Below are 26,446 nucleotides of genomic sequence, written 5' to 3'. Positions count from 1 at the left end.
AGAAGAGCTTATGGTTTAACTAACTTTGATAATTTTAGAAGAAGAATTCTACTCAATTGGTATTTCTGCTACTAATTTATCATATCTAGTCTGGGAGAGCCAAAATTAATAGTAACTAAATAACTATTAATTACTAGTTGGGGCAATCAAGGTAAACCCTTCACTAGTCCCGATAACTTGATTTCTAGATAAATTCATCTTATCCAAATTTGAATTATCTAATAATAAATAAGATTTATTAGACCACATTTGTTCTAAGACTTGGGTATTCGCAGAAATAACCTTGCAATCGCAATAAAAATCTAAACTAGGACGACTATAAGCAAAAGAAGTATAAATTTTAGTCCCTGGTGGTAGGTGGGTACGAATTAAGGCTGCTACTGGTTTGACTGCAAAATTTTCATTTAATTCCCAAATCCAAGATTGAGAACTCATTAATAGTAGTAAGACTAAGTACATTCCAACAAATAAAACTGGAATAAATCTGCGATCGCCTGCTAAAATCAGCCATCCTCCTATACTCATAGTAATTACTAAAACTATGCTCATGGCAATTAACACAGGTTGATAATCGCCAATAGCAAAGTAAACACAGCCGCCTAAGCCAGCAATAGCAATTACAAAAATCAAATATCCCCAAATTCTGGCTTTAAAATCAGTTTTTTGCCAAACTTCATGCAATTTTGCCCCAATTGCTAAAGCTAAAAATGGATACACGGGCATAATATACCACGGTAACTTGGTAGTCATTAAGGAAATAGTTCCTAAGTAAATAGTGGTGCCAATTAAAACTAAGCTACCCCAACTAGTTTGGCGTTGTTTCCAGGCTAAATAAAACCCTCCGGGCCAAAACAACAACCAGGGGAAGGAATATTTGAGTAACTCAATTAAATAGTACCAAGGAGGCCCGGCATTACCTTCAACAGACTGTCCTAAGCGAGCAAAGGTTTGGGCTTGTAAATTTACCTGTAAGAAATTACTACCATAATGTTGCCATTGGGCCAAATACCAAGCGATCGCAGGCGTGATTCCTACAAAAATTCCTACCCATAAGTAAGGACTTTTCAACAAAACAGATTGTTTAGATGCTAAGAGAAATAATCCGGCGATTCCGCCTAAAAGCAAAACTAGCATCCCCTTGGTTAAGGTAATTAGTCCTAGAGAAATTCCTACGCCTAAAGTCCAACGATAATTATGCCGAGCTTTGAGCAGACAAAATAATAACAATATAAAAAAAGTAATACTTGCACCATCAAGCATTGCCAAGCGTCCGTGACGCACCACAGGTAACATTGTTAAGTAAACCAAAGCAGCAAACAAAGCAGGTAAACTTTGGTCAAAAACTAAACGCCCTACTAAGTACAGCAAAGGTACTCCTAACGCAGTGAAGATAGCCCCCGGTAAGCGTGTTGTCCACTCACTTACACCTCCCAAAGAGTAAGCCCAAGCAATTAGTAAATGCATTAAGGGTGGCTTGTTGAGATAAGCTTCACCTCCCAAAGTGGGGTATAGCCAATGCCAAGAACCAGATGGGGCGCGCCAAATTTCACGGGCAACTTGTGCTACAGTACCCTCATCCCAATCTCTTAAAGGTAAGTTGCCTAAAAATACTAACCATATAACTAAAGAACTTATAAGTAAGAGCAATAGCCATTCTTTATCTCGAAATGCAAACATATCAAAAAAATAAAATTAATCGTACAATAAAAAAAATGCCATTTTAATTACTGTAACGTATTGATTTTTATGTATTAAATTATTTAAAATAGTTTTATAATTGTACTATAAGAATTAATCAAGAAACTTATTTACTGATGTTAATTGAAAATAATTTAATCTGTTATCAAAATTAACTATTATGATTTGCTCACATCATCTCATTAAATAGTGAAAGCGTATATAGGTTGACTAATTGCTGTGCTTTAGAGATGAGAAACTATTTTCTATAGTTTGCTGTTAATTAACTTGATAAACAGCAATTAGCACAGTAGTAGAGTGAAATTTAATTTTTATTAAATGGAAAAAATGTCTCTTAGTAATAAAATATACCTATAAAGCCTTTATAGCTAATGAGATGATTTCTGAGCAAATCAATGCTTGATATTTTGTTTATATCTTATTAATCTCAGGAGGTGAGAAAGATTTAAACCTAACTCATAAGTCTTTGGTAAACAAGTCAGACTATTGAAATTTGTACTTATTAACTGAGAACTTTTCGATAACATTCCTTTACATCAATTGCAGTCATTGCAGCAATACCAAAAATAGAGATGTAATTACCATGTAAGCGTAATTTTGGAATGTTGAAATAAAACTTAGTTATTAAAAGTGAAAGTGCTGACTAAGTTTAGAGAATGGTATACCAAAATAAGTGATTTCACTGAATCTCTTGTTAAGCAAAACCTCCATACTAGTTGGGTAGGGAGAATGAGAATTCGGTTGAATAATACCTAAATATTTTTTGGGTAGCGATCGCTCCAAGGTAGATTGCTTTTGCTGTAATTTAAGCTGTATAAGCAAAACCAAATGTTAACTTCAATTAATCTAGATTCAAAATTTCAGGATTAAAGAAGAAAATTTGGGTATATAAATTCTTAGAAAAAAGTGTGCTATAAAGTACCGTCAGAACCGTCATGAATGGTTCTACCCTTGAAGGAGCTATGAAGTGGAAAACAATAAATCGTTACTTTGGCCGCAAGGTATATTAATTGCGTTGCTGGCCTTAGGTGCTACCTTGAGTGTCGGTGTCATGATGCTTATTAAGCCAAATACCTCTGAAGCGCAAAGTAGCCAAATAATAAATGACAATAGTCATTTAGTTGCTAAAGTAGGCACTCAAAAACGTATTGAGAGCTTAAAAGCAGCTATGCTTACAAGTTGGCAACAAGAAGCACAAGCTAAAGGGCTTGGTTATGCCTTAGCTGCTCGCTTTCAAGGTGCAACAATTAAAGAAGCTAAACTCAGCCCAGCGCAAAAAGTAATTGCCCTAACTTTTGATGACGGCCCTTGGCCCCAAAGCACTACCCAAGTATTAGATATTCTCAAACAGAATAATATCAAAGCGACATTTTTCGTCGTTGGGAACAACGTCAAAAATTATCCAGACCTATTAAAGCGTGTAAATATAGAAGGTCATGCTATTGGGAATCATACTTGGCATCACTGGTATCATTTCATGAATCAACAGGCAGCTGCTTACGAAATTGACCATACAACAGACCTAATTTATAAAACTACAGGTGTGAAAACAAATTTGTTTAGACCACCTGGCGGGATCATGCATAATGGTGTGGCTGCTTATGCGAGAAATAGAAAATATGCAGTTGTCATGTGGTCATCTGATTCTGTAGATTATTCCCAGCCAGTTGTACCAAAGTTAGTTGATAATGTATTTCGGTTGGCTAAACCCGGTGGAATAGTGCTGATGCATGATGGAGGTGGAAACCGCTCTCGAACTGTGCAAGCTTTACCAGAGATTGTTGCTAGATTTCGTAAGCAGGGATACCGTTTTGTTACTATTCCAGAACTTTTAGAAATGCAAGATAAAGAGCAAAGTTTAATAGCTCACAAAAAATAATAGCTATAGCAGGTGAGAGGGAAGAGGAGACAGAGAACAGAGTTAAAATCCTTGTATAGTCTAGGTTTTTTCATCTGTTGATGTCTTAAACTATGTTTCGTTTGCTATAAGTTACTATAGTAATCTTATCTAATTAAAAATTCAAAATTTATGAACTCAGGCTATTATAAAAAACCTGAGTTTTTCATTTTTTAACGTTTTAATTGTTCTTTCCATTCTTCTAAACTGATGTATTGATTTTCAATCAAGTCAAGAACTTCAATCATTCGACTAGTTCTGGATACACGAAACCAATAAATTGTGGAATCATATTCTGGTTGGTCTTCAAATATGCGGATTGTATAGTAAGGTTCATTGGGAGTAGGAGAAACATCAACTACAGCACCCACTTTGATAGCACCTTTAGAAAGTCTTTCTATTTCCCGCGCTTTACGTTGTACCTCTGGTAACTGCCAAACTAAATCTCGTGCTGTTTTTTCATCAAGTTCTCTGGTGACTTCAGCAACTTCTATAATATTGGCTGTGTTTACTTTAAATGTTGATTGTGATTTAATTAACTTCGTTCGATGGTCATTATTAGGACTTTGAGAAAAAGCTAATTGGCATTCAAAATCCAATAATAAAAAAGCCATTACAGGGAAACACATGAATCTGATCATCGAACAATCCTAGAGTGTTATGGTTTGCTTTGTTGTCATGTTATCCATACACTAGGTTAACAGCCACTACTTCATCATTGAGCAGATTAACGATTTCTTCTTATTGCTCTTAATAATTGCACTGTCCGTAATGTTGCCAGTCAAAGATTTATATTATGGTAGGAATCAAGCATTGGTAAGAAGTTAGATCCCCGACTTCTTTGAGAAGTCGGGGATCTGGACAAATCTAATTTTTATAATTCATTTAGGAATTGATTTTTAGCTTGGAGAATCATGACGCAAACTAGCAGTTGGCTAGTTTAATTGTAATTAGGTAATTTATTGCATTTTTTGTAATACTTGCCGGATGGTTTCGGCTGGTACTTGGTCGGTTACTGTGACTACACCAATTTGGGTTGGTAAGACAAATCGCACTTTCCCGGCTTTGACTTTTTTATCTAGTTGGAGTGCGTCAATAATTGCTTCAATATCAACCCCAGCAGGTATTTGAGTCGGTAAACCCGCTTTTTGAATGATGGCGTTTTGACGGTCGGTTTCTTCTTGTTGCCACATTCCCAAGTTCACAGCAATTTGCCCGGCGGCTACCATGCCAATGGCTACAGCTTCACCATGATTGACTAAACGATAGCCTGTTAAGCTTTCGATCGCATGGCCTATGGTGTGACCGTAATTTAGAATAGCCCTTAGTCCACCTTCTTTTTCGTCTTTGCCAACGACATCTGCTTTGGCTTGGCAAGAACGAGTTAAGATTTCGTTGAGTAGTTCTGGCTTGATGTAGCGGAGTTGGTTGAGATTTTTACTGGCTTCTAGTTGGGCGAATAATTCAGCATCCCAAATTACGCCATATTTGATGACTTCTGCCATACCTGCACGAAACTCACGCACAGGTAGACTTTTTAAGACTTCTGGGTCAATTAAAACTAGACGCGGTTGATGGAATGCACCAATTAAGTTTTTACCATTGGGATGGTTTACACCTGTTTTGCCGCCAATGGCGGAGTCTACCATTGCTAAGAGAGTGGTAGGGACTTGCACGACATTAATTCCCCGCAGCCAAGTAGCGGCGGCAAAACCAGTCATGTCACCAATTACGCCTCCCCCCAAAGCTACCATTGTGGCGGAACGTTCCAGGCGGTTTTCTAAGGCAACATCATAGATTTTTTGAATAGAATTAAGGGTTTTGTAACGTTCCCCGGCTGGTAAGCAATAACTAACTACGTCAAAGCCCGCAGATTGTAGCGATGCGATCGCTCTTTCGCCATAATGTTTAAAAATAGTTGGATTAGAAACTACTAGTACTTTCTTGCCTAGCTGGAGATCGGCCATCCTTTGACCAATTTGATCTAAACTAGCAGGTGCGATCGCAATCTCATAAGACTGCTGCGGTAAATTCACGTTAATTACAGAAGTCATTGCCCAACCCTAAAATGCGCCCGTGGGCTTGTATTCTACCGCAATTTGGTGAGCAGGAGGGTAGAGGGGCAGACTGGCTAGGGAAGAAACTTAGGACAAATGACTAATGACTAATGACCATTGACCAATGACTAATAACTAATGATTCAATAGATTTAGTGAAGTATTGTGGAGAAACATCAAAATGTTTGCAGTAGTGGCTTACATCGGCTTTTTAGCTTTATTCACCGGACTAGCAACTGGTCTGCTGTTCGGTTTACGTGCTGCTAAAATTCTCTAATTCAAGTAGAGACTAGAGATTAGAGGCTAGAGGTTAGGATTTTTTACTGAGGATTTGACAAATTCTAGTCCGCTAAAGTTGGCATATCCGCTTATGCACTGGGCTTCTCAGCACGTTCAAGTCAGCCATTCACAAGAATATCTGACAACCAAATATCCAAAACTAGCCCCTAGCCCCTAGTCTCTAGTCCCTAACGGGGAATTACTGCTGGTTCTGGTCTTTGGGCGGGTGGACGCATTTCTAAGCCCAGCAAGTTCAACATTTCTTGGTCAGCATCATAGTCTGGGCAAGGCGTGGTGACAGTGAGCATTTTGTTATCGTCGCTGGAGAAGATAGAATTGGCTCCTGCCATGAAGCAAAAAGCTTGCTCAACTTGAGAAAGCCTTGCCCGTCCTGCACTGAGGCGCACATCAGAAGTTGGCATGACAATACGTGCTGTAGCTATCATCCGCACTATCTCCCAGAAGGGGACATCTGGTTGATTTGCTAGGGGTGTGCCTTCGACTTGGGAAAGAATGTTAATTGGGACTGACTCTGGGTGCGGGCTGAGATTTGCCAGTGTGCATAACATCGATACACGGTCATCAGCAGTTTCGCCTAAACCCAGAATACCGCCAGAACAGACAGTCACATTAGTTTGCCGGACATTTTCAATTGTATTCAGGCGATCGCTATAAGTTCTACTGGTAATAATTGTGCTGTAATAATCCTCAGAAGTGTCTAAGTTATGGTTGTAAGCATATAACCCTGCCGCTTCCAGTCGCTTTGCTTGGTCTGCTGTCAACATTCCCAGAGTGCAGCAGACTTCTAAACCCATGTCTGTAACTTCTTTCACCATTTCCAAGACTGTCTCAAATTGAGAATTGTCTCGGACTTCTCGCCAAGCAGCACCCATACAGACACGACTGACACCTTTATGTTTAGCTGTTTGGGCAATACTAACTACTGTGTCCTTATCTAATAGCGCCTGTGGTTTCACTTCTGTTTTATAACGAGAAGATTGGGCGCAGTAGCTACAATCTTCAGGGCAGCCTCCTGTTTTAATGGAGATGAGTTTACAGACCTGTATTTTCCTTGGGTTGTGATACTGACGATGCACGCTAGCAGCTTGATAAATTAGCTCTAGCAATGGCATATCGTAAATTTTCCGAATCTCTGCTTCCTGCCAATCGTAGCGTATTCCCACCGACATAATCCTTCTTGTTGATTGGATTGATTAATATCTGTCTTTTTACTGGATTTTTAGAAGTACCGCTTTCAATCCTAGGGTTGTAGACATTAGACATCAGCTTACCAAGATTTTGATTGGATGGCAGTCTTTTGTCATTGGTCATTTGTCCATAGTCAATAGTTATCTTCACTACTCACGATTTCCCAAAGTATGAGCTTAAAATCTGCAAATTTACAAAGTGCAAATTACGCTTATGCAGACTTGCGCGGTGCAGATTTACGTGTAGCAAACCTAGAAAATGCTAATCTTAATAAATCTTGTTATAACAGTTTTACTATCTTCGATCAGCAGTTTCAGCCGCAGTTGGCTGGGATCAGGGAGGTTCAAAAAGCTAAATATTGTCAGCGTAAGTTATTACTGTAATTAATTTAAGATGAAATCTGAATTACCAATTATTACTAGCGATCGCCTATTATTAAGAATTGCCATTCAAGAGGATATTCCCGAAATCCTCGAATATTTTATTGAGAATCAAGCTTACTTAACTCCGTTCTATCCTCAATGGGCAGAGCATTTCTTTACAGAAGAATATTGGCAATATCAACTAGAAAATAGTTTCTTAGAATTCATTCATGACCAATCTTTAAAATTATTTATTTTTCCCCAAAATAACCCCCACAAAATTATTGGCACTATCAATTTCAGCAATTTTGTTCGGGGAGTAGCGCATTTTTGTTATGTAGGATATAGCCTAGCAGAAAAGTCTCAAGGCAAAGGATACATGACCGAAGGCTTAAAAGCAGCAATTGATTATGTATTTGAAGACTTAAACTTGCATCGCGTTATGGCAAATTATATGCCACATAACCAACGCAGTGGTAATGTTTTAAAAAGGTTAGGTTTTGTGGTTGAAGGATATGCCAGGGACTATTTATTAATTAATGGCAAATGGCAAGATCATATTCTCACTAGTCTGACTAATCCTCACTGGCAAGCAGGTAAGTAAGTTGTTACATATTTAATTTGTCTATTTAGACCGCAGGGAAGAAAGGGAGCAGAGGAGAGATTTGCTTATTCCATTCGCAAACCAAAGTAGGTGAGAATCAGTTCTGTCTCACCATTATTAATTACTTCGTGATTTTCTCCTGGTTCTATGGCTATACAATTTCCCGGAATTAAGGGGTATTCTTGGTTATCTACACGAATTATCCCGGAACCAGCTTCGACAAAAAAGACTTCACACATATCTTGATGGGCGTGTGCTGGGGCTGTTTGTCCGGGAGCAAAACGAGCTTGGGAAAAGTTGGTGAGGTGAGGTAAATCGCCAAGGCGTAACATCACCTTTTTTTTGATTTCGGGATTATGGGAAACGGATTCTTGGGGCAAGTTATTGAGGGAAGTGATAATCATTATGGTCTTAAGTCGTTAGATAGTTCTACGATACCCCTAGAGCCATCGATCCTAACTCTTTGACCATCTTGTAACAACCAAGTAGCCCCTCTCACATCCATTACAGCCGGAATACCATACTCACGCGCGACAATTGCACCGTGGGAAAGTCTACCGCCAACTTCGGCAATTAGCCCTCCAGCCCTAACTAACAAAGGAGCCCAGCCAGAATCGGTATAAGGTACGACCAAAATTGTATCTCGGTCGATGTGGGGCATATTTTCTAGGCTTCGCACTACTTTTACCCGGCCTTCGGCTTGTCCATGACTGGCGGGGATACCCTGTAAAACTTGGTCAGAATATAGGGGCGAAGGCGCAAGCGGATGGGGTGGCGTATTGCCGTAAATCAATAGTGGGACTTGGGGAATCTGGCTATCTTTGAGGAATTGCGATCGCCTATATTCTATGATTTCTGGTAAGCGTTCTCTCAAGGCAGCATCTTCGCCAGCAATTAGTTGTCTAACTTCTCCGATTTCTAAGAAAAAGATATCTCCTGCTTCCTTCAGCAATCCAGATTTTAACCAAGTTTTTTCGATCTCCACAAATCGCCAGCGCAATTGCGCTAATAAGCGCGAATACACCTCAGTGACACGCCCTTTAATATCTATACGTTCTTGCACAAATCCGCGCTTGCGTTTGCCTGATAAAGCCTGATTAATCGGATCGACACCACCTGTTTCTGATTGGCTTCCTTGAATTAACTGTAAGAATAACTGCTTAATCGGTCGGGGGTCTTCTTTCCAGGTGGGAACGGCTATGTTAGTACCTACATCACTTAAATAGCCGTAATCCTCTAATAGTTCATTAAATTCGTAAAGAATTTTTTGTCCTTCAGGGGTTTGTTCTAACTGTTCAAAAATTTTATCTGGCTCAACCTCATTTAGTACCTGCCTAGCATCGGCGGCTAAAGCACTGAGCGATCGCAATGCGGCCACTTCTGGTGTCACACTGTTATCAATCTGCCCATCTTTCACCCGAAAAATAGATTGTCTGATTGCCGCACTCAAGGGAGCTAAGATGCTGTAATAGGTTCCCCGACGCAGTAATTGTAAGTTAAAGTCAATTCTCTCTAATATTTGAGACGCTTCTAGTTCTTCAATTGACTCATGCGCCAACTGCGATAACCCTGGAATAAATAACTCTCGATAGTCCTGCTTAAAGTCTTTGTCTAAATTGAGTTCCTGCTTGAGCAACTGCATCAGTCCTGGTAAATTCTGCACCGTTGACTGCAAAGGCGGTTTACTCATTTTCGCGCCTCTGGTGAGAAATTCTAAACTTTCAGGCGGTAAGCCCATCCGCAGAAAAATATCTCCTAAGAGGGAGGCATTAAAATAAGCCCTAGAATAGTGCAGCGTAGCAGTTTCCGTAAAGTCTAATCCAGAAGCGCGATCGCCTAAAACAAGTGTGAAAATATCACCCCACACTCCACAAGTTAACGGGCGATTAATTGACCAAGTTAAGGGGTGAATCACACCTGGAATCACTTCGGCAGCAATTTTGCGTGTCCAAATAGGTAACAGGGTAGTAATTGGTCTGGACTGCAACACCCACAAAGTTTGACCGTCATAACTCCACTCAATATCTTGGGGTATGCCGTGGTTACGTTTTTCGATGCGGTAGGCAAGGTAGGCGACTTGTTTAATAATGGCTTGCGGGACTTGTCCTGTACCTTCTAAATGAACTGAGGAAATATTGTCTGTTTCCACGACAAAGGCGCGGTATGGTTCTGGGGTGACTTGCCCAGAGACAATTTGTGTCGGGCTACCGGGTAAAGCTTCAATAACAATGGCATCACCTTGCTGAGTAATCGGATCGCGAGTAAAAGCGACTCCGGAATACACACTTTGGACTTGCTGCTGTACCAAAACTGCCATTGCTGTATCTGGTAAACCGCGATCGCTCCGATATTGTACAGCCGTCGGGTGATTATAGGAATTTCGTACTATGGCGATCGCCTCTTGCAACTGCTGTTTGCTGGTGACATTCACCACCGTTTCATACTGTCCGGCGGCGGAAGCCTGTTCGGAATCTTCGCCAATTGCCGAAGAACGCACGATTAAAGGCGATAAATCTGAAGGTTGGAGAATCGCAATTAATTTTTCAGGGTCATCCCCAGGGGCGAGTATCCATCCTTTTGGTACAGGATAGCCCCAGCGTTTAATTTGCGAAAGAGTAGCAGATTTCTGCCCAACTAAAGTTGCTTCTAACTCATCATCTAAAGTCAAAATCGGGCGATTGCCACTCAAATTCTTGAATGCTTCTTGAGAATCTGTTTGTGCTTGTTCGACTGGTAAATCTAAATCGTCTGGCAGTTGTGTGTAAATCCACCCTAATAAGGCAGCTAGAGCGATCGCGGCGATGATTCTAAATAAGTCATCCGAATGTAAGATGATGACAAACAGAGGAAATAAAACTAATACTCCGTACTTCACCAATTGTTTGTTACGGGATACTAGAAATGTGGTCATTGCTAAAAAGGTAACAAACACTGCCACTAGTGGATCGTGGATGACAAATCCCCACGCAGCGTTGGTTGTACCTGCACCTCTGCCGAAGCTAAATCTACCTAAGACTAAAGCAATTAGGGCTACTATTTCCCAAGGTGAACCCTCAGGAAAAAAAGCACGCGTCAGCAAAACTGCTGCAATTCCTTTCAAAGCTTCTGACAGCACCGCCAAAAGCCCTACCCATGTGCCGCCATGATAAAATGCGGCTGATACACTTATGTTTCTTGTGCCAATTTGCGATAACTGCCTACCTGTCAACCCGTGGGTAATCCAGGCAATGAGGGGTAACGCTCCTAATAAAGGGCAGGCAATTAAAATAACTAAGGCACCCCAAAGTTCAAGCATTTTTATATTGGATTTTAGATGCCATCTTAATCTAAAATCTCAAATTTCAAATTATAAAATTTTGTTGAAAGTTATTTAACGATTTTACAGGTGGTTTTTTGTTAGGTTAATGGACACTAAGCGGCGGCGGAAACCGTTTTTTGCCAGTGTCCTGTTAAATACTAATTCCTAGATCTGTTCGTGAGTTAGTCTAGCGCATAGGCAGCTTGCAACGCCCAAATAATTAGGCCAGCAATGGAACCTAACAACAAGACAGTAGAGATCGTAACTAATTTTGGGGAGTCTGCACCCTCAAATTTCATAATTCCTCTATTTAAGTCGGACATGACTTTTAAATCCTCCTTTGTTAGAGTCCAATTTTGTCCGTTTTGATTGTAGTCCTTCTGTTCGCAAAACATCTGAAACTTCTAATAATATTTTGTTTAAGCTTTGCAACAATTACATCACCAATTTTACTTACGCCGTTAGAGGTACTATCTCACTTTATACAAGGAATGCCTCTATATTTAGATTTACTTAGTTAGAAGTAATAATATTGGACGATAACTATTGCTTGGTTTCAGTAATCCTTACATTTAGGCAATCAGTTTATGCAACTAAATATGTTAAAAACATACAGTATATTTAACTACTTATATTTAATGAGGAGAAAATGAGAAAATGAAAATATTATTCTTAATAATATTAGTACTGGTGGGGCTGCTAACTGCTTTGGAGATAGGTTTGCGATCGCTATTTGGTTTTGGGAAACCCTTAATTTACTTAGGCGATTCTCAGATTGGTTACTTATTAGCACCCAACCAACACACCCGCCGCTATGGCAATAAAATAGAGATTAACCAATTTTCGATGCGTAGCAGTCCCATCGAAAAAATACCTGCACCCGCAACGCTGCGAGTACTGTTATTAGGCGACTCAATTGCCAATGGTGGTTGGTGGACAGATCAAAAGAATACTATTTCCAACTTGATGCTGGATTCGCTAAAATCAGCGATCGCTGACAAATATCAGCAAGTCGAAGTTCTGAATGCTTCGGCTAATTCTTGGGGGCCAAGAAACGAGTTAGCTTATTTGCAGAGGTTTGGCAATTTTTCGGCTCAGGTTGTAGTGTTATTAATTAATACCGATGATTTGTTTGCTACTAACCCAACATCCGTACAAGTAGGACGTGATCGCAACTATCCAGATAGTAAACCTGCTTTAGCATTAATAGAAGTTTGGCAACGTTACCTCACCAAACAGCAACCCATACCCGAACTGCAAGCAATTCAGAAAGAAGGGGGCGATCGCGTAGGTGTTAATCTAGAGGCGATCGGTAAAATCCAAGCCTTAGCTAATCAACACAACAGTAAATTTCTGTTAGCGATGACTCCCTTACTGCGAGAGATAGGTAAACCAGTCCCTCTCGATTATGAAATCAAAGCACGTCAACGGTTGAGTGACTTTACCAAAGTCCAGCAAATTCCTTATATAGATTTTCTGCCACTATTTAACGCCAGCCCGAACCCCAAAGCCTTGTATCATGACACTATCCACATGAATTTGCAAGGTAATCAATTCGTGAGTGGAGTTATAGAGCGATCTCTACTAGAAATATTGAGTTTAAATTGACGAAATCTGTTGTTTAAACCTACAATTCGCTTGATTAACAGAGAAATGTGCTTTTTTTCACATTTTATAGTCTGCGTTGATGATTGCGATCACTAGATATATCAATCATAAACAATCAGATTCTCAACTAGTTTAAATTGTTGGGAATTTTAAATTGCCAAAATTATGTTTTTATGCAAATTTTCCAGCAAAATCTCAAAAAACAACCTCCGTGGTCAAAAACCATTGGAGGAGATGAGCAAAGACATTTTTGTGGACTAGTCTATAAATAAATCTATCTCTATCTTTAGAGTAATGCCCTCTATCTTAAGAAGAATTAAAGATTAACTTTACCAGTTATATTAATTACAATATTTTTAGCAGTTTATTTGATTGATTATTTCACTTGATCAGGTTGATTAACTAAATTTATCAATAATTTCTGCAATTAACAATACAATATTATTAATTGGAAAACATAAACAATAAAACAATTTTGGAGATATAAGTTAAACTCAGTATTTTTTAGTCGTACATTTTTCATGAAAAGTATATATAAATCACAAAAACAGTAGCTAATACCCACTCAATAAATATCGACTTATGCTGGATTGAAGTATTTTGCACTGCGGTTGTACAATGAGAAGAGATGCCAAGCACTCTTTATCATTCACCTAACAGAAAGCAGCTTCTAATTCTGTGATAAGTTGACAGGCGGTGAGTAAAAGTAAAGAGCCGCGTATATATAGGCAAAGGGAATATCTCGTAAACCTTGCTCTCATAAGAGTTGATCACTCTGGGGCATTATTTTTTGGAATCTGCATTAACACAATTTGCGTGTCTTAAGCTCATATATTTCAATATTGCACTGTTTTTGTTAATACCTTAATTAGCCATTATTTTGTTTTTAATCACTACCAATGGCTAATAGTTTTTAACAAAACACACACTACAAATTAATGTGCAAATTAAATGTATCAACTTAATGACCAGTCAATTAATCCCAGTGGCTGCTAGATAGATAAACTAGCACAGATGTTTTCTTGGTAATTTCTCAACAGCCTTGACAAATTAAAATTTTTCCGAGGATTCAATGACTTTCTCCAATTTTACCAAACCTAAAAATGCATATAAACACCTCGAAGAGGAATCGCATTCATCAGGAAAAATCCTAGTTAAAAGTCATCTCAGAAACGAGCATCCTCATTACAGAGAACCGAGAACGGAGAGTTCTACCATCAACGGATTAAACCGTGGACGAGTGGCTATTTTCATTGATGGCGTAAATCTATTTCATGCAGCATTGCAACTAGGAATTGAAATTGACTATCTCAAGTTGCTGTGTCGTTTAACTTCCGGTTCGCGGCTGTTACGGGCTTTCTTTTACACAGTAGTTGATGCACGACAAAACCCAACACGTCCCAAAGCAAATGAAAAACAACAAGGATTTTTGTTTTGGATGCGTCGGAATGGTTATCGTGTAGTTACCAAAGAAGTTCAGCTGACAGATAATTGCAAAAAACCTAATTTGAACGTAGAAATTGCTGTCGATATGATCACTTTAGCTCCTTATTACGATACTGCTATTTTGGTTAGCGGCGATGGAGCTTTAGCTTATGCAGTTGATGCTGTCACTAGCAAAGGCGGTCGGGTTGAAGTTGTAAGTTTGCGAACCATGACCAGCGACAGCTTAATTGATGTGGCGGACTATTTCATTGATCTTGATAGCATTAAGCAAGAGATTCAAAAGGATTCCCATGTAGGCTACAACTATCGCTCACTGTCTAATTCTCAAATTTAACTTCTTTTGGGATAGGCAATAGGCAAGAGGCAAGAGGCAATAGTAAAAAGTTTTATCCTTAACTTTATACTCTTGCTTATTCCCTGTTCCCTATTGCCTTTTAAATTTTATAGCTCCTAACTCCTGGCTAGTTTTTAGAGTACAATGACAAGCCAGGAAACTCTACGTATTCCGCTTAATCCCAGGTGCAATGGACATTTTAATCGTTGAAGATGAATCTGAAATTGCTCAGTTAATCCAACTTTCTTTAGAAAAAGAGGGATTTTCTTGTCGCATGACCCGCGATGGTGTGAGTGCTTTGCGAATGTTTCAGGAGCAACCACCCGATTTAATTATTCTAGATTTAATGATTCCTGGGTTGGATGGGTTGGAAGTATGTGCCAGAATTCGTCAAAAACCTGGCGCGAAAGACCCTTATATATTGATGTTAACTGCGAAGGGTGAAGAAATAGATCGCGTCATTGGTCTATCTACTGGTGCTGATGACTATATGGTTAAACCCTTCAGTCCTAGAGAGTTAGTTGCTAGGGTACGCGCACTATTAAGACGTAGCCTCCGCCAAGGAGGACAACATCAGGTAACTCGGACTCAAAATTTTATCGTAGATGTCGAACAACGCACAGCTTCTCGCCTGTTAAATTCCCAGGAACCAGAAATTCTAGACTTAACAAACTTAGAATTCAATTTGTTAAGCACCTTTGTCAGCAACCCCGGAAGAGTTTGGAACCGTACTCAATTAATTGACAAACTTTGGGGCGATGATTTTTTTGGTGATGAACGGGTTGTAGATACTCATGTGGCACGGTTACGCAAGAAAATTGAACCTGACCCGGCGAACCCTTCTTTTATTAAAACTGTGGTTGGGGTCGGCTATAAATTTGAAGACTCGTCTGTATTGTGAGTGTAGTGAATAAACAAGGCAATTTTATTAGCCTGTCATTTGCGTAGCCATCAGGTAAGGAACAGTGTTTAGTGCTGCACTGTCCTATGCTTGAGATGGGTAATACTGTTGTGGGTGAGACTGTGTTTTTCAGCGTTGTTATACCGACTTACAATCGCTTGCCGATTTTACAAAAGTGCCTCCGAGCCTTGGAAATGCAGGAATTGAGTGCATCAAGTACAGTTACTAATTATGAAGTTGTCCTAGTAGATGATGGTTCTACTGACGGGACATTAGATTGGCTAGTGGCAAATAAAGAAGAGTTTCCCCATGTACGGTGGTTTCAGCAAAACCATGCAGGGCCAGCTGCGGCTAGGAATTTGGGGGTAGAACAGGCACTAGGAGATACCATCATCTTCATTGATAGCGATTTGGTGGTGCTGAAAAACTTTTTGCAAGCTCACGCTGACGCTCTGGTGCAGGGGAAAGAGACAATAGGGAGCGATCGCTTTTTTACCTACGGTGCAGTAATTAATACTTGTAACTTCGATAATCCTACGGCTGAACCTTATAAAATTACAGATTTCTCTGCTGCTTTTTTTGCCACAGGTAACGTAGCTATTCCTAAACATTGGTTAGAAAAAGCCGGATTATTTGATACTGGCTTTCAACTCTACGGTTGGGAAGACTTAGAATTAGGTGTGAGGCTGAAAAACCTGGGTTTAAAGTTGATTAAATGCCCCGCAGCCGTTGGCTATCACTGGCATCCACCATTTAACTTAGAGCAAATTCCCAACTTGATCGACAAAGAAATTCAACGCGGTCGCATGGGTGTTTTGTTTTATCAAAAGCATCCTACTTGGGAAGTGCGGATGATGATTCAAATGACATGGCTGCATCGTTTACTTTGGGGCATTCTCTCGCTGAATGGGTTACTCAATGAACGCACAATGGCTCCCTTTTTACGATGGTTAATTAAATCAGGTAAACCCCAATTAGCTTTAGAAGTAGCCCGAATTTTTCTCAATTGGTATAACGTCAAAGGCGTTTATGAGGCTTACGCTCAAATGCACAAGGTTGCATGAGATTAAAAATTAGCAGGTTGACATAGTAGGTTAACCTATGTGTTAACCTAGTAGAGTTGTCTAAATTCCGCACATCCAGGAGTTCGGGTGTTTTCTTATGAAAATACACCTGGGTGGAGGTTTAACCCGAATAGGAGTTAAGAATATATGCCAGTAGTTTCATTGGCTCAAATGATGGAGTCAGGGGTTCACTTTGGGCATCAGACCCGTCGCTGGAACCCTAAAATGTCCCCGTACATTTACACTGCCCGCAACGGTGTACATATCATTGACTTGGTGCAAACTGCCCAGTTGATGGATAACGCTTATAACTATATGAGAACCCAAGCGGAGCAAGGTAAGAAGTTCTTGTTTGTCGGCACCAAACGCCAAGCAGCCGGAATCATTGCTCAAGAAGCATCTCGTTGTGGCGCTCACTACATTAACCAGCGTTGGTTGGGTGGAATGCTCACCAATTGGGCAACCATCAAAACCAGAGTAGACCGCTTGAAGGACTTAGAACGCCGCGAAGAAAATGGTGCGTTAGATTTATTACCCAAAAAAGAAGCTTCCATGCTGCGCCGAGAAATGGCAAAGCTGCAAAAGTATTTGGGTGGTATTAAAACCATGCGGAAAGTTCCTGATGTGGTAGTGATTGTAGACCAACGGCGGGAATATAACGCAGTTCAAGAATGCCAAAAATTGGCGATTCCCATTGTGTCTATGTTGGATACCAACTGTGACCCTGATGTTGTAGATATTCCCATTCCAGCAAATGATGACGCTATCAGATCTATCAAGCTGATAGTTGGCAAATTGGCAGATGCAATTTACGAAGGCCGTCATGGTCAGCTGGATGCAGAAGAAGAATACGAAGATTACGAAGGCGGTGAGGAAGATTACGAGTACGAGGAAACTGACTACTCAGACTCGTTGATTCCTGACGACGAAGACGAAGAAGAATAAATCAAGTATGAAGTTATGAAGTATGAAGTATGAAAGATTAAATTTCAGACTTTACACTTCAGACTTCAGACTGCTCTCACTTCTGAGTAAGATAGAAATACTTAACGCCCGTAAGCGATACAAACTCTAGGTCAAGTTAGGAATTGAGGCAACATGGCGGAAATATCTGCAAAACTCGTCCAAGAGCTACGCCAAAAAACTGGTGCCGGCATGATGGACTGCAAAAAGGCGCTAAAAGAAACTGATGGCGACATTGAACAAGCTATAGATTGGCTACGTAAAAAGAACCTAGTTTCGGCGGGTAAAAAAAGCGATCGCATCGCAGCTGAAGGTCTAGTAGAAACCTACATTCAGCCAGGCGGCAAAGTAGGCGTACTGATAGAAGTTAACTGCCAAACCGATTTCGTTGCCCGAAATGAGGCTTTTAAATCTCTAGTTAAGAACCTAGCCCAGCAAGCTGCAACTGCTGATACTCTTGAGTCTTTGCTAGCTCAACCTTACATCGAAAACAACAGCATTACTGTAGATGAATTCATCAAGCAAAGCATTGCTAGCCTTGGTGAAAACATTCAGGTACGCCGTTTTGTCAACTTTGCAGTAGCAGACGGTACAGCAGGAGTAGTAGACAGCTATATCCACACTGGTGGTCGTGTTGGTGTGCTGGTTGAAGTAAAATCTGCCTCAGATGCAGCTGCTGGTAACGAAGAATTCCAAGCCTTGGCACGGAATGCGGCGATGCAAGTTGCAGCTTGTCCCAACGTTGAGTATGTCAGCGTAGACCAAATTCCGGCTCCCGTTGTCCAAAAAGAAAAAGACATCGAAATGGGCAAGGAAGATTTGGCGAACAAACCTGAGAACATCAGAGAAAAAATTGTTCAAGGACGGATTGAAAAACGTCTCAAAGAGATGACTTTGCTCGATCAGCCTTACATCCGTGACCAAAGTATTTCTGTAGAAGAATTGGTCAAGCAAGTTAAGGCGAAAGTCGGTGAAGAAGTTCAAGTCAACCGCTTTGTGCGCTATATCCTAGGCGAAGGTATTGAGAAGCAAGAAACTAACTTCGCTGATGAAGTTGCGGCTCAAATTGGAGCGAAGTAATTTGGTCAAGAGTCAAGGGTCAATGGTCAACGGTTATTGCTTTTGACTATTGACTAATGACTATGGACAAATGACAAATGACTTTTTTAAAACAGGTCAGTTTACACTAAAACTGACCTGTATTTTATTATTAGAAGATAACTGCGTACATTTGTACCAAAAGCAGGTTCAGATGAGCAATTAGAAAACATATGGCGAGAGCAATTGAGCGAATTGAGCGGGATTTGGCGATGCTGGAAGAAGCGCTACGCGCGATCGCAGCAGAACTTCAAAGTGCCTATACTATTTATCTCACCCTCTTGGGTGAAGCTGTGCGAAAACAGTTGATCCTGGCAAGTTATCACCTGTGTACTCAGGGTTATCCCGAAAACTTCTTAAAATTGTCGTTGAATCAACGGCAAAAATTGCAGCAAGCCATCCGCAAATTAGGTAAAGAGATAGCAGAAGAATTACTCACTTACGTCAATGGTGAAGTAGAAGAAGTCAAGGCAGATATAGACACGCCTGATTCGGATTTGCCAAGCATAGAAGATGAAGCAGATAAGGAAGAAGAGGAAGAGCCAATTGCTGAAGATTTAGGACTGGAAAAACCTGACTCTTCTAACCCTGTAGAACTCGCAAAATGGCAAAGTAGTTTGGAAGAATTAACACAACAAGCATTAAAAAAAGTTTCTCACGATGCGAATGTGTTGTTGCAGCAAGCTGGTATCTTACCCAAAAAAATACCAGAACCAATTTTAGAAGCCGCCGCCGCCGCCTCAGAAGCCGCCGCCGAAATCATGCCAGGGCCGCCAAATCTCCTAAACTTGGTAATTGAAATTGAAAATGAGCAAGATGAAGAAGACTCTAGCCTGACACAAATCATGGCAATTAATTTGCGACTGGGAGAAATCGAATTTGCCGACGCGACACTTGCCTCTAGCCGCAAACAAATTCGTAATATCTTAGTACAACTGCAAAAACTTGGACGGGAGTATCAAAAGAAGCAACGGGAACGTTCGATTGCAGAAGCCGAAGCAGCTTGGCGTTCAAGTTGGTATGAGGATTAGTCAAAAGTCAAAAGTAAAGACTCCTGACCATTGACTATTGACCTGACCATTGACCATTGACCAATAACCCATGACTAATGACACACCAGATTGGATACGCTTACATAAAGCCTTAGCAATAGAAGCAGAGCATGGCTTTACAGACTTGATGGGCAGACAATACCGCTTTAGTGAATTTCTCAGCTTGACTTTTGGGAAATTCCCGATGGCTTTGCCTGCACTTGAGCGTCGCCGTTGGCAAGAATTGGCGACAAAGTTTGCCAGCTATCCCAATTTGGAAGTCAAAGAAAGACAAAATTTAATTGCCACAACTCGTAGGTATCTTGACCAACTGCAAAAGCAACTGGAAGATCCAGAGGAGCTAGAAAGGCAGGGGAGCAGGGCAGCAGGGGAGCAGGGGAGGATTTATAAATCTAAAGTTCCCAAGGCTACGCCTGTTGTTAATGAGGTCAGCAGTAGACTAGCTCCGAAAATTGACCAAAAACTCAGCGACTTACCAGAAATAGGCATCCGTAAAGCTGACAAATTAGCAGCTTTGTGTTTGTATACCGTGCGAGATTTGCTCTTTTACTATCCCCGCGACCATATTGACTATGCGCGTCAGGTAAATATCCGCGAGTTACAGGCGGGTGAGACAGTAACTATCGTGGCTAGTGTGAAGCGTTGCAATTGCTTCACTAGCCCAAAAAATCAAAAATTATCGATTTTAGAACTGGTACTGAAAGATAATACTGGCCAAATTAAAGTAGGACGCTTTTCGGCTGGGGCGCGGTTTACTAGCCGTGGTTGGCAAGAAAGTATGAAACGCCGCTATCCAGTAGGTAGTGTGGTCGCCGCCTGTGGGTTGGTGAAAGAAAGTAAATATGGCTTGACACTAGATAACCCAGAACTAGAAGTTTTGGCAAATCCAGGCGATACCATTGAGTCGCTGACTATTGGGCGGGTTGTGCCAATTTATGCCCTAACCGAGGGGATAATGGCAAATATGATGCGCCAAGCGGTGATTGCAGCTTTACCGGCGGCAGCTTCTCTCAAAGACCCCTTACCCAAAGGTTTGCGAGAAAAGTATGGTTTGATGGAATTAAAAGATGCGATCGCTAATATCCACTTTCCCTCTGACAGCGATACTTTACAAGCTGCCCGTCGTCGTCTAGTTTTTGACGAATTTTTCTACCTGCAACTCGGCTTACTCCAACGTCAGCAACAAGCAAAGGCTATTCAAACCAGTGCAATTCTTGCTCCTAAAGGTCAATTAATTGAAAATTTCTACGAAATTCTACCATTTCAGCTGACTGGCGCACAGCAACGCGTCCTCAACGATATTTTGACTGACTTGCAGAAAACCACACCGATGAATCGTTTGGTACAGGGTGATGTTGGTTCCGGTAAAACTGTTGTGGCTGTCGTGGCAATTTTAGCTGCAATTCAATCTGGCTACCAAGCAGCATTAATGGCTCCTACAGAAGTATTGGCAGAACAGCATTATCGCAAGTTAGTTAGCTGGTTTAATTTGTTACATTTACCTGTGGAATTACTCACAGGTTCCACGAGGACGGCTAAACGCCGAGAAATTCATTCACAGTTAGAAACAGGGCAATTACCTTTATTAGTGGGAACTCATGCCTTAATTCAAGACCCTGTAAATTTTCAGCGGTTAGGGTTGGTGGTGATAGATGAACAACATCGCTTTGGGGTAAAGCAACGGGCGTTATTACAACAAAAAGGCGAACAACCCCATGTATTAACAATGACTGCGACTCCTATCCCTCGGACACTAGCCCTGACAATTCATGGGGATTTGGATGTTAGCCAAATTGATGAATTACCACCAGGAAGACAAAAAATTCAAACTACCGCGCTAACTAGCCAGCAGCGCAACCATGCTTACGAACTCATCCGCCGAGAAGTTGCTCAAGGTAGGCAAACTTATGTAGTGTTACCTTTGGTAGAAGAATCAGAAAAACTAGACTTGCGATCGGCTGTAGAGGAGCATCAAAAGTTACAAGAAAGCGTTTTTCCTGAATTTCAAGTTGGGTTACTACACGGGCGGATGAGTTCAGCCGAAAAAGACGAAGCAATTACCAAATTTCGAGATAATAAAACGCAAATTTTGGTATCTACAACTGTAGTTGAGGTAGGTGTTGATGTACCAAATGCTACGGTTATGCTCATTGAAAATGCAGAGAGATTTGGCTTGTCCCAACTCCACCAATTGCGGGGGCGTGTTGGTCGGGGTGCGGCTCAGTCATTTTGTTTGCTGATGAGCAGTTCCCGAAGCCCTGATGCTCAACAAAGGCTGAAGGTATTGGAACAGTCTCAGGATGGCTTTTTCATCTCGGAAATGGATATGCGTTTTCGTGGCCCTGGGGAAGTGTTGGGAACGCGTCAATCTGGTGTGCCAGATTTTACTTTAGCGAGTTTGCTTGAAGACGAGGAAGTTCTGCTGTTAGCGCGGCAAGCAGCAGAGAAGGTGATAGAAATAGATGTAACGTTAGAGCGTTGGTATGGGATGAAGCAAGAGTTGAAGTATCGATATGAACGATTGATGGGTGGTGCGATTTTAACGTGATTTTATCTCACACAGAGACGCGGAAACAGACAGTAGGGTGTGTTGTCGCGTAGCGCAACGCACCGTTTAAAATTTTTAATGCGTTCGAGCAAGCATCTGTAACGCACGTTATTAGTTAATAATCGAACCGCAGAGACGCGGAGAACGCAGAGGAGTAAAATTTTGACAGGTTTTGTGTCAATTATGCTTATTTCTCTGAATTTTGCTCACGCTGCTTGCTATACTCTCGTAGTTGCTGCAATAGCTTTTCTTGTGAAGCATTGAGAGTGGCTGGGGGAGTTGGTTGAGGTTCTTTGTCGATACTCTTTACAGTAGCCGTTGAAGGATCAATAGTAGTTGCTTGTTCGGTTGCAGGTGGGGTAGGAAGTACTATATGTGGTTTTTGAGACGCTAATTTAAGAGTGTCTAAAGTGGCGGCAAATTCTACTTGCTGCTGCATTTGTTGGGTGGAAGATACTAAACCACTCAAACCATTCACTAATTGCCGAAGATTTTCTCTAAAAGCGGGATCGCCTGTCAACTCATCTAAATCAGAGGTAATTTTTTGAGTATTTTCAAAAGTTACGCGTGCTGAGTCTAAAGTTTGTTGCAGTAATAAGGCATTTTTGGGGTCACTTAGAGTTTGTGTCGCATTGCGTAAGTTAGCTGAAGCTTGGGCTGCATTCGCGGATAGAGTTTCTAAATTTTTAATTACTTCTCCTTGAGTTAAACGATTTAGTGATGGAGATAAAGTGCTAAAGGCAACGCGCAATTGATTACTAGTTTCGGTAATATTATTTAAAGCACTAACCAAGGAAGAACGATTATTAGTAACTAGCTCGTCTAAGTTAGTTAATAAACGATTTGCTGTGCTAGCTGTAGCTCCAAATTGCTGCGCTGTTGTACCAAATTGACTAGCAGTGACTCCTAATTGATTTGCTGTTTTCGTAGTAGTTGCCGTTAATTGATTAGTTGCTCTTTGTATGGAATTAGCAGTGGAACCAAATGTACCTACTTGTCCTTGAAAGCTTTTGCTTAAACCTCGTAAATCTTGGCTGAGTAATGCAACGCTGGTGGCTGCGGCGGAAGAACTTTCTAACAGTCGATTAACTCTTTGATAAAATTTTGGGTCGTTGTATAAGTTAGATAATTCAGTGGTACTACGAATTAGGTCATCAATACTAATACCAATTTGACCTTTTAACCGAGAACCATTACAAACGATGAGGCTAGGATTACAATTTTTATCTACAGGTTTAGCCTTGACTTGGGCAACGAATGTTGTTCTTGGTCTAATATCGACAATACTTTCACTAATCAATCCACTTTGGTTAGCTTCAACTATGACATCATTGGGAATTATTAAGTCATCTGGAGTAATTTCAACTTCTACTTCAATGGCGTTAGCAGTTGCTACAATATTAGAAATTCTGCCTACTTTTACCCCACGATAACGGACTGTTGCACCTCTTTGCATTCCACCAGCGTTGGCAAATTCGACAATAAACTTATAAGAGTTGCCTCTAGCATTTACTCCATTGAGCCAAAGAAGAATCGCTGCAAAAGAACCAAGCCCCAGTAGAATTAATAATCCGACTGAACCTTCTCTGAGTGTTCGTCTAGATGTGAAGCGGTTTGTAATAAAATCTCGCATTTTTATCTCTACCCACCTAACCAACAACCTGAATCGGCCCTTGCACATTTCCACTCATAAATTGTCTTATTAATGGGTGGTCAGTGCTATCCAATTCACTAACTGTACCTTGCCACTGCACTCTACCTTGATAGAGAAACACTAGTCTATCAGCTGTCCGGTGAATAGTACTATCTTGGTGGGTAACAATGGCATAGGTGCTACAGACTCCTTGCGTACATTGTAGGTAACGAATTAAATCTTCAATGACCGTAGAAGCAATGGGGTCAAGGCCTGCGGTTGGTTCATCATATAGTAAAACTTCTGGCCCTTCTTTGGGATTTTCCGGGTTTGACATAATCGCACGGGCAAAACTTACCCGTTTACGCATCCCTCCAGAAAGTTCCGAGGGGTAGAGATGACTGATTCCGGGTAAGCCTACCATGTCTAACTTTTCGTTAACTAGTTCTCGAATTTGCGATCGCGGTAATTTGGAATTTTGATACAGTAAAAAACCAACATTCTCTTCTACAGTCAAGGAATCAAATAACGCCGCTTGCTGAAATACCATCCCAATACCCACAGTATCCGCACCATCTTCTATCAACCCTTCTCTTCGTACCCCTTGTACATATATTTCGCCTTCATCAGGGCTTGTTAACCCCGCTATCACTCTTAAAACTGTTGATTTTCCCGTCCCGGAAGGGCCGATAATTCCTAGGGCTTCTCCTCGATAAATAGTTAAATCTATATTATCTAAAACCTTATTGCTGCCAAAGGCTTTAGAAACGCCTTTTAGTTCAATTAATGGTTCAGTCATTAGTCAATAGTCAATAGTCAATGGTTAATAGTCTATGGTCAATAGTCATTAAGATTTAGACAAAGAACAAAGAACAAAGGACAAATGACCAATGACAAATAATGATGTCATAGTTATTGGTAGTGGTATCGGTGGTTTATGTGCTGCGGCATTACTTGCTCGTTATGGCAAGCAGGTAACTGTATGTGAAAGTCATACAATTCCTGGAGGTGCAGCCCATAGTTTTAGACGACAAGGATTTGAATTTGATTCTGGCCCCTCCTTTTATTGTGGACTCTCAGGAACCTTTAGTTTAAACCCTCTAAAACAAGTTCTTGATGTTTTAGAAGAATCCCTGAAAGTTATAGCTTACGATCCTTTGGGACATTACCATTTTCCGGAAGCTAGTGTTGCTGTATATAGCAATCTTCAAACTTACTACCACGAAATAGCAAAAGTTACACCTCAAGGCGCACAAGAACTTCAACGTTTTGCCGAACGTTTGCTGGGTTTATACGAGGCGATGAAAGGTATTCCTACACTAGCTTTACGGGCAGACTGGCAGGTAATGTTGATGTTGTTGAATTATTTGCCATCTTTAGGGAAAATGCTACCTTATTTGCCATTGGTGCAATCTTCTGTAGGCAACATCATGGATGCTACAGTTAAAGACCCTTGGGTACGAAGACTAATAGATTTAGAATGTTTTCTGCTGTCTGGGTTAAAAGCCCACGGAACCATTGCCCCAGAGGTGGCTTTTATGCTGGGTGAACGTTCTCGCGCTGGGGTTGAGTATCCTGTTGGGGGTAGTGCAGCAATTGTCAAGGCTTTAATACGCGGTTTAGAACGTTGGGGTGGTAAATTGCGTTTAGGCTGCCACGTTGAGCAAATTTTGGTGGAGTCTGGTAAAGCGGTTGGGGTGAAGTTAAAAAGCGGTGAAATTTTGCGATCGCCTATTGTAATTTCTAACGCTACTATTTGGGATACTTACAATCAACTTTTGCGTCCTGAAGATTTGCCCACAGCTTACCGCCAAACGGCATTGAAAACACCCACCGTTGATAGCTTTATGCATTTGCATTTAGGTATTCGAGCCGATGGGTTAGAAAATTTAACAGGACATCATGTAGTAGTTCATGATTCTCAGCAAGATATCACCACACCAGGGAACACTTGCATGATATCGATTCCTAGCGTTTGGGATGCAAGTTTAGCACCTCAAGGACATCATGTAGTTCATGTTTATACCCTTGAGCCTTTTGCCGGTTGGGAACGCAATGATTGCTATGAACAGCATAAAAAAGCCAAAGCGCAATCTTTATATCGGGCTTTAGAAAGGATTATTCCTGATATTCGAGAACGGGTTGTATTGGAACTTATCGGTACACCGCTAACTCATGCTTATTATCTCAGACGGTATCAAGGAACTTATGGCCCTGCTATTGCTGCCGATAAAGGGATGTTTCCCAGTACACACACGCCAATTGAGGGTTTGTATCGTGTAGGTGATAGCACTATGCCTGGAATTGGTGTGCCAGCAGTCGCCGCTTCTGGTATTTTATGTGCGAATAGTTTGGTTGAGCGATCGCAAATAGCAGAGTTATTAAAAAGGGGTGT

General features: G+C 40.8%; 22 protein-coding genes. 13 read left to right on the top strand and 9 right to left on the bottom strand.

The window, feature by feature from the left end; translation table 11 throughout:
- Positions 1 to 126: 126 nt before the first annotated feature.
- Positions 127 to 1,677, bottom strand: a complete 1,551-nt coding sequence (locus tag H6G76_RS31355; RefSeq protein WP_190709630.1) for a glycosyltransferase family 39 protein — start codon at positions 1,675 to 1,677, stop codon at positions 127 to 129.
- A gap of 988 nt (positions 1,678 to 2,665) precedes the next feature.
- Here H6G76_RS31355 and H6G76_RS31350 point away from each other — a divergent pair.
- A complete protein-coding gene (locus H6G76_RS31350) occupies positions 2,666 to 3,577 on the top strand; it encodes a polysaccharide deacetylase family protein (RefSeq protein ID WP_190709628.1) in 912 nt (303 codons plus the stop codon).
- 191 nt (positions 3,578 to 3,768) lie between these two features.
- Here H6G76_RS31350 and H6G76_RS31345 read toward each other — a convergent pair whose 3' ends face one another.
- A complete protein-coding gene (locus tag H6G76_RS31345; RefSeq protein ID WP_242056602.1) occupies positions 3,769 to 4,209 on the bottom strand; it encodes a hypothetical protein in 441 nt (146 codons plus the stop codon).
- A 345-nt stretch (positions 4,210 to 4,554) separates the two neighbouring features.
- On the bottom strand, positions 4,555 to 5,649 hold the full coding sequence (gene aroB, locus H6G76_RS31340) for a 3-dehydroquinate synthase (RefSeq protein WP_190709624.1): 1,095 nt from the start codon (positions 5,647 to 5,649) through the stop codon (positions 4,555 to 4,557).
- 184 nt (positions 5,650 to 5,833) lie between these two features.
- Between aroB and petL the strand changes: the two genes are divergently transcribed.
- Positions 5,834 to 5,929, top strand: coding sequence for a cytochrome b6-f complex subunit PetL (petL, locus tag H6G76_RS31335; protein WP_190709622.1), 96 nt, complete (start codon positions 5,834 to 5,836; stop codon positions 5,927 to 5,929).
- 190 nt (positions 5,930 to 6,119) lie between these two features.
- Here the strand turns inward: petL and bioB are convergent, their stop codons facing one another.
- On the bottom strand, positions 6,120 to 7,121 hold the full coding sequence (gene bioB / locus H6G76_RS31330; protein ID WP_190709620.1) for a biotin synthase BioB: 1,002 nt from the start codon (positions 7,119 to 7,121) through the stop codon (positions 6,120 to 6,122).
- Positions 7,122 to 7,310: 189 nt separating this feature from the next.
- On the opposite strand from bioB, the gene H6G76_RS31325 reads away from it, so the two are divergent.
- Positions 7,311 to 7,523: a pentapeptide repeat-containing protein gene (locus H6G76_RS31325; RefSeq protein ID WP_190709618.1), complete on the top strand. Its 213-nt coding sequence runs from the start codon at positions 7,311 to 7,313 to the stop codon at positions 7,521 to 7,523.
- Positions 7,524 to 7,533: 10 nt separating this feature from the next.
- Complete coding sequence (gene rimJ, locus H6G76_RS31320; protein ID WP_190709616.1) at positions 7,534 to 8,106, top strand: ribosomal protein S5-alanine N-acetyltransferase; 573 nt, start codon at positions 7,534 to 7,536, stop codon at positions 8,104 to 8,106.
- 65 nt (positions 8,107 to 8,171) lie between these two features.
- Here rimJ and H6G76_RS31315 read toward each other — a convergent pair whose 3' ends face one another.
- The 3 genes from H6G76_RS31315 to H6G76_RS31305 all read right to left on the bottom strand — a co-directional run bounded on the left by H6G76_RS31315 (position 8,172) and on the right by H6G76_RS31305 (position 11,727).
- Positions 8,172 to 8,510, bottom strand: a complete 339-nt coding sequence (locus H6G76_RS31315; protein ID WP_190709613.1) for a cupin domain-containing protein — start codon at positions 8,508 to 8,510, stop codon at positions 8,172 to 8,174.
- Complete coding sequence (locus H6G76_RS31310; RefSeq protein WP_190709611.1) at positions 8,510 to 11,401, bottom strand: glycerol-3-phosphate acyltransferase; 2,892 nt, start codon at positions 11,399 to 11,401, stop codon at positions 8,510 to 8,512. The genes H6G76_RS31315 and H6G76_RS31310 overlap by 1 nt, the downstream gene beginning before the upstream one ends.
- A gap of 185 nt (positions 11,402 to 11,586) precedes the next feature.
- Positions 11,587 to 11,727: a hypothetical protein gene (locus H6G76_RS31305; protein ID WP_190709609.1), complete on the bottom strand. Its 141-nt coding sequence runs from the start codon at positions 11,725 to 11,727 to the stop codon at positions 11,587 to 11,589.
- A 334-nt stretch (positions 11,728 to 12,061) separates the two neighbouring features.
- Between H6G76_RS31305 and H6G76_RS31300 the strand changes: the two genes are divergently transcribed.
- The 8 genes from H6G76_RS31300 to recG all read left to right on the top strand — a co-directional run bounded on the left by H6G76_RS31300 (position 12,062) and on the right by recG (position 22,418).
- The gene (locus tag H6G76_RS31300) at positions 12,062 to 13,012 is read left to right on the top strand and encodes an SGNH/GDSL hydrolase family protein (protein WP_190709607.1); all 951 of its coding nucleotides are present in this window, start codon (positions 12,062 to 12,064) and stop codon (positions 13,010 to 13,012) included.
- Positions 13,013 to 14,084: 1,072 nt separating this feature from the next.
- Entirely contained in the window at positions 14,085 to 14,792 is a 708-nt protein-coding gene (locus tag H6G76_RS31295) for an NYN domain-containing protein (protein ID WP_190709605.1), read from the top strand.
- Between the two features lie 190 nt (positions 14,793 to 14,982).
- A complete protein-coding gene (locus H6G76_RS31290) occupies positions 14,983 to 15,693 on the top strand; it encodes a response regulator transcription factor (protein ID WP_190709603.1) in 711 nt (236 codons plus the stop codon).
- Between the two features lie 95 nt (positions 15,694 to 15,788).
- Complete coding sequence (locus tag H6G76_RS31285; protein ID WP_190709632.1) at positions 15,789 to 16,757, top strand: glycosyltransferase family 2 protein; 969 nt, start codon at positions 15,789 to 15,791, stop codon at positions 16,755 to 16,757.
- Between the two features lie 147 nt (positions 16,758 to 16,904).
- On the top strand, positions 16,905 to 17,702 hold the full coding sequence (rpsB, locus tag H6G76_RS31280; RefSeq protein WP_190709601.1) for a 30S ribosomal protein S2: 798 nt from the start codon (positions 16,905 to 16,907) through the stop codon (positions 17,700 to 17,702).
- Positions 17,703 to 17,855: 153 nt separating this feature from the next.
- A complete protein-coding gene (gene tsf / locus H6G76_RS31275; RefSeq protein WP_190709600.1) occupies positions 17,856 to 18,800 on the top strand; it encodes a translation elongation factor Ts in 945 nt (314 codons plus the stop codon).
- A gap of 191 nt (positions 18,801 to 18,991) precedes the next feature.
- Positions 18,992 to 19,849 carry a hypothetical protein gene (locus tag H6G76_RS31270; protein WP_190709598.1) on the top strand — a complete coding sequence of 286 codons (858 nt, stop codon included), beginning with the start codon at positions 18,992 to 18,994 and terminating at the stop codon, positions 19,847 to 19,849.
- A gap of 70 nt (positions 19,850 to 19,919) precedes the next feature.
- Positions 19,920 to 22,418: an ATP-dependent DNA helicase RecG gene (gene recG, locus H6G76_RS31265; RefSeq protein WP_190709596.1), complete on the top strand. Its 2,499-nt coding sequence runs from the start codon at positions 19,920 to 19,922 to the stop codon at positions 22,416 to 22,418.
- A 187-nt stretch (positions 22,419 to 22,605) separates the two neighbouring features.
- On the opposite strand, the gene H6G76_RS31260 is transcribed toward recG, so the two are convergent.
- Positions 22,606 to 24,051: an MlaD family protein gene (locus tag H6G76_RS31260; protein WP_190709594.1), complete on the bottom strand. Its 1,446-nt coding sequence runs from the start codon at positions 24,049 to 24,051 to the stop codon at positions 22,606 to 22,608.
- A gap of 16 nt (positions 24,052 to 24,067) precedes the next feature.
- On the bottom strand, positions 24,068 to 24,850 hold the full coding sequence (locus tag H6G76_RS31255; RefSeq protein ID WP_190709592.1) for an ABC transporter ATP-binding protein: 783 nt from the start codon (positions 24,848 to 24,850) through the stop codon (positions 24,068 to 24,070).
- A 91-nt stretch (positions 24,851 to 24,941) separates the two neighbouring features.
- Between H6G76_RS31255 and H6G76_RS31250 the strand changes: the two genes are divergently transcribed.
- A partial coding sequence (locus tag H6G76_RS31250; protein WP_190709590.1) for an NAD(P)/FAD-dependent oxidoreductase occupies positions 24,942 to 26,446 on the top strand: 1,505 nt, incomplete at its 3' end.

It is taken from the genome of Nostoc sp. FACHB-152, assembly GCF_014697475.1.
Lineage (GTDB): Bacteria > Cyanobacteriota > Cyanobacteriia > Cyanobacteriales > Nostocaceae > Nostoc_B.
Note: the sequence above shows the minus strand (reverse complement) of the source record. Positions and strands in the feature narration are given on the sequence as shown.

Excerpts from the sequence above, each read along its gene's own strand:
- H6G76_RS31310 (WP_190709611.1), bottom strand. The coding sequence starts at position 11,401 with ATGCTTGAACTTTGGGGTGCCTTAGTTATTTTAATTGCCTGCCCTTTA.
- recG (WP_190709596.1), top strand. The coding sequence starts at position 19,920 with ATGACTAATGACACACCAGATTGGATACGCTTACATAAAGCCTTAGCA.
- H6G76_RS31290 (WP_190709603.1), top strand. The coding sequence starts at position 14,983 with ATGGACATTTTAATCGTTGAAGATGAATCTGAAATTGCTCAGTTAATC.
- H6G76_RS31255 (WP_190709592.1), bottom strand. The coding sequence starts at position 24,850 with ATGACTGAACCATTAATTGAACTAAAAGGCGTTTCTAAAGCCTTTGGC.
- H6G76_RS31305 (WP_190709609.1), bottom strand. The coding sequence starts at position 11,727 with ATGTCCGACTTAAATAGAGGAATTATGAAATTTGAGGGTGCAGACTCC.
- H6G76_RS31325 (WP_190709618.1), top strand. The coding sequence starts at position 7,311 with ATGAGCTTAAAATCTGCAAATTTACAAAGTGCAAATTACGCTTATGCA.
- H6G76_RS31285 (WP_190709632.1), top strand. The coding sequence starts at position 15,789 with ATGGGTAATACTGTTGTGGGTGAGACTGTGTTTTTCAGCGTTGTTATA.
- rpsB (WP_190709601.1), top strand. The coding sequence starts at position 16,905 with ATGCCAGTAGTTTCATTGGCTCAAATGATGGAGTCAGGGGTTCACTTT.
- H6G76_RS31300 (WP_190709607.1), top strand. The coding sequence starts at position 12,062 with ATGAAAATATTATTCTTAATAATATTAGTACTGGTGGGGCTGCTAACT.
- petL (WP_190709622.1), top strand. The coding sequence starts at position 5,834 with ATGTTTGCAGTAGTGGCTTACATCGGCTTTTTAGCTTTATTCACCGGA.
- tsf (WP_190709600.1), top strand. The coding sequence starts at position 17,856 with ATGGCGGAAATATCTGCAAAACTCGTCCAAGAGCTACGCCAAAAAACT.
- H6G76_RS31345 (WP_242056602.1), bottom strand. The coding sequence starts at position 4,209 with ATGGCTTTTTTATTATTGGATTTTGAATGCCAATTAGCTTTTTCTCAA.
- H6G76_RS31270 (WP_190709598.1), top strand. The coding sequence starts at position 18,992 with ATGGCGAGAGCAATTGAGCGAATTGAGCGGGATTTGGCGATGCTGGAA.
- aroB (WP_190709624.1), bottom strand. The coding sequence starts at position 5,649 with ATGACTTCTGTAATTAACGTGAATTTACCGCAGCAGTCTTATGAGATT.
- H6G76_RS31315 (WP_190709613.1), bottom strand. The coding sequence starts at position 8,510 with ATGATTATCACTTCCCTCAATAACTTGCCCCAAGAATCCGTTTCCCAT.
- rimJ (WP_190709616.1), top strand. The coding sequence starts at position 7,534 with ATGAAATCTGAATTACCAATTATTACTAGCGATCGCCTATTATTAAGA.
- H6G76_RS31260 (WP_190709594.1), bottom strand. The coding sequence starts at position 24,051 with ATGCGAGATTTTATTACAAACCGCTTCACATCTAGACGAACACTCAGA.
- bioB (WP_190709620.1), bottom strand. The coding sequence starts at position 7,121 with ATGTCGGTGGGAATACGCTACGATTGGCAGGAAGCAGAGATTCGGAAA.
- H6G76_RS31295 (WP_190709605.1), top strand. The coding sequence starts at position 14,085 with ATGACTTTCTCCAATTTTACCAAACCTAAAAATGCATATAAACACCTC.
- H6G76_RS31355 (WP_190709630.1), bottom strand. The coding sequence starts at position 1,677 with ATGTTTGCATTTCGAGATAAAGAATGGCTATTGCTCTTACTTATAAGT.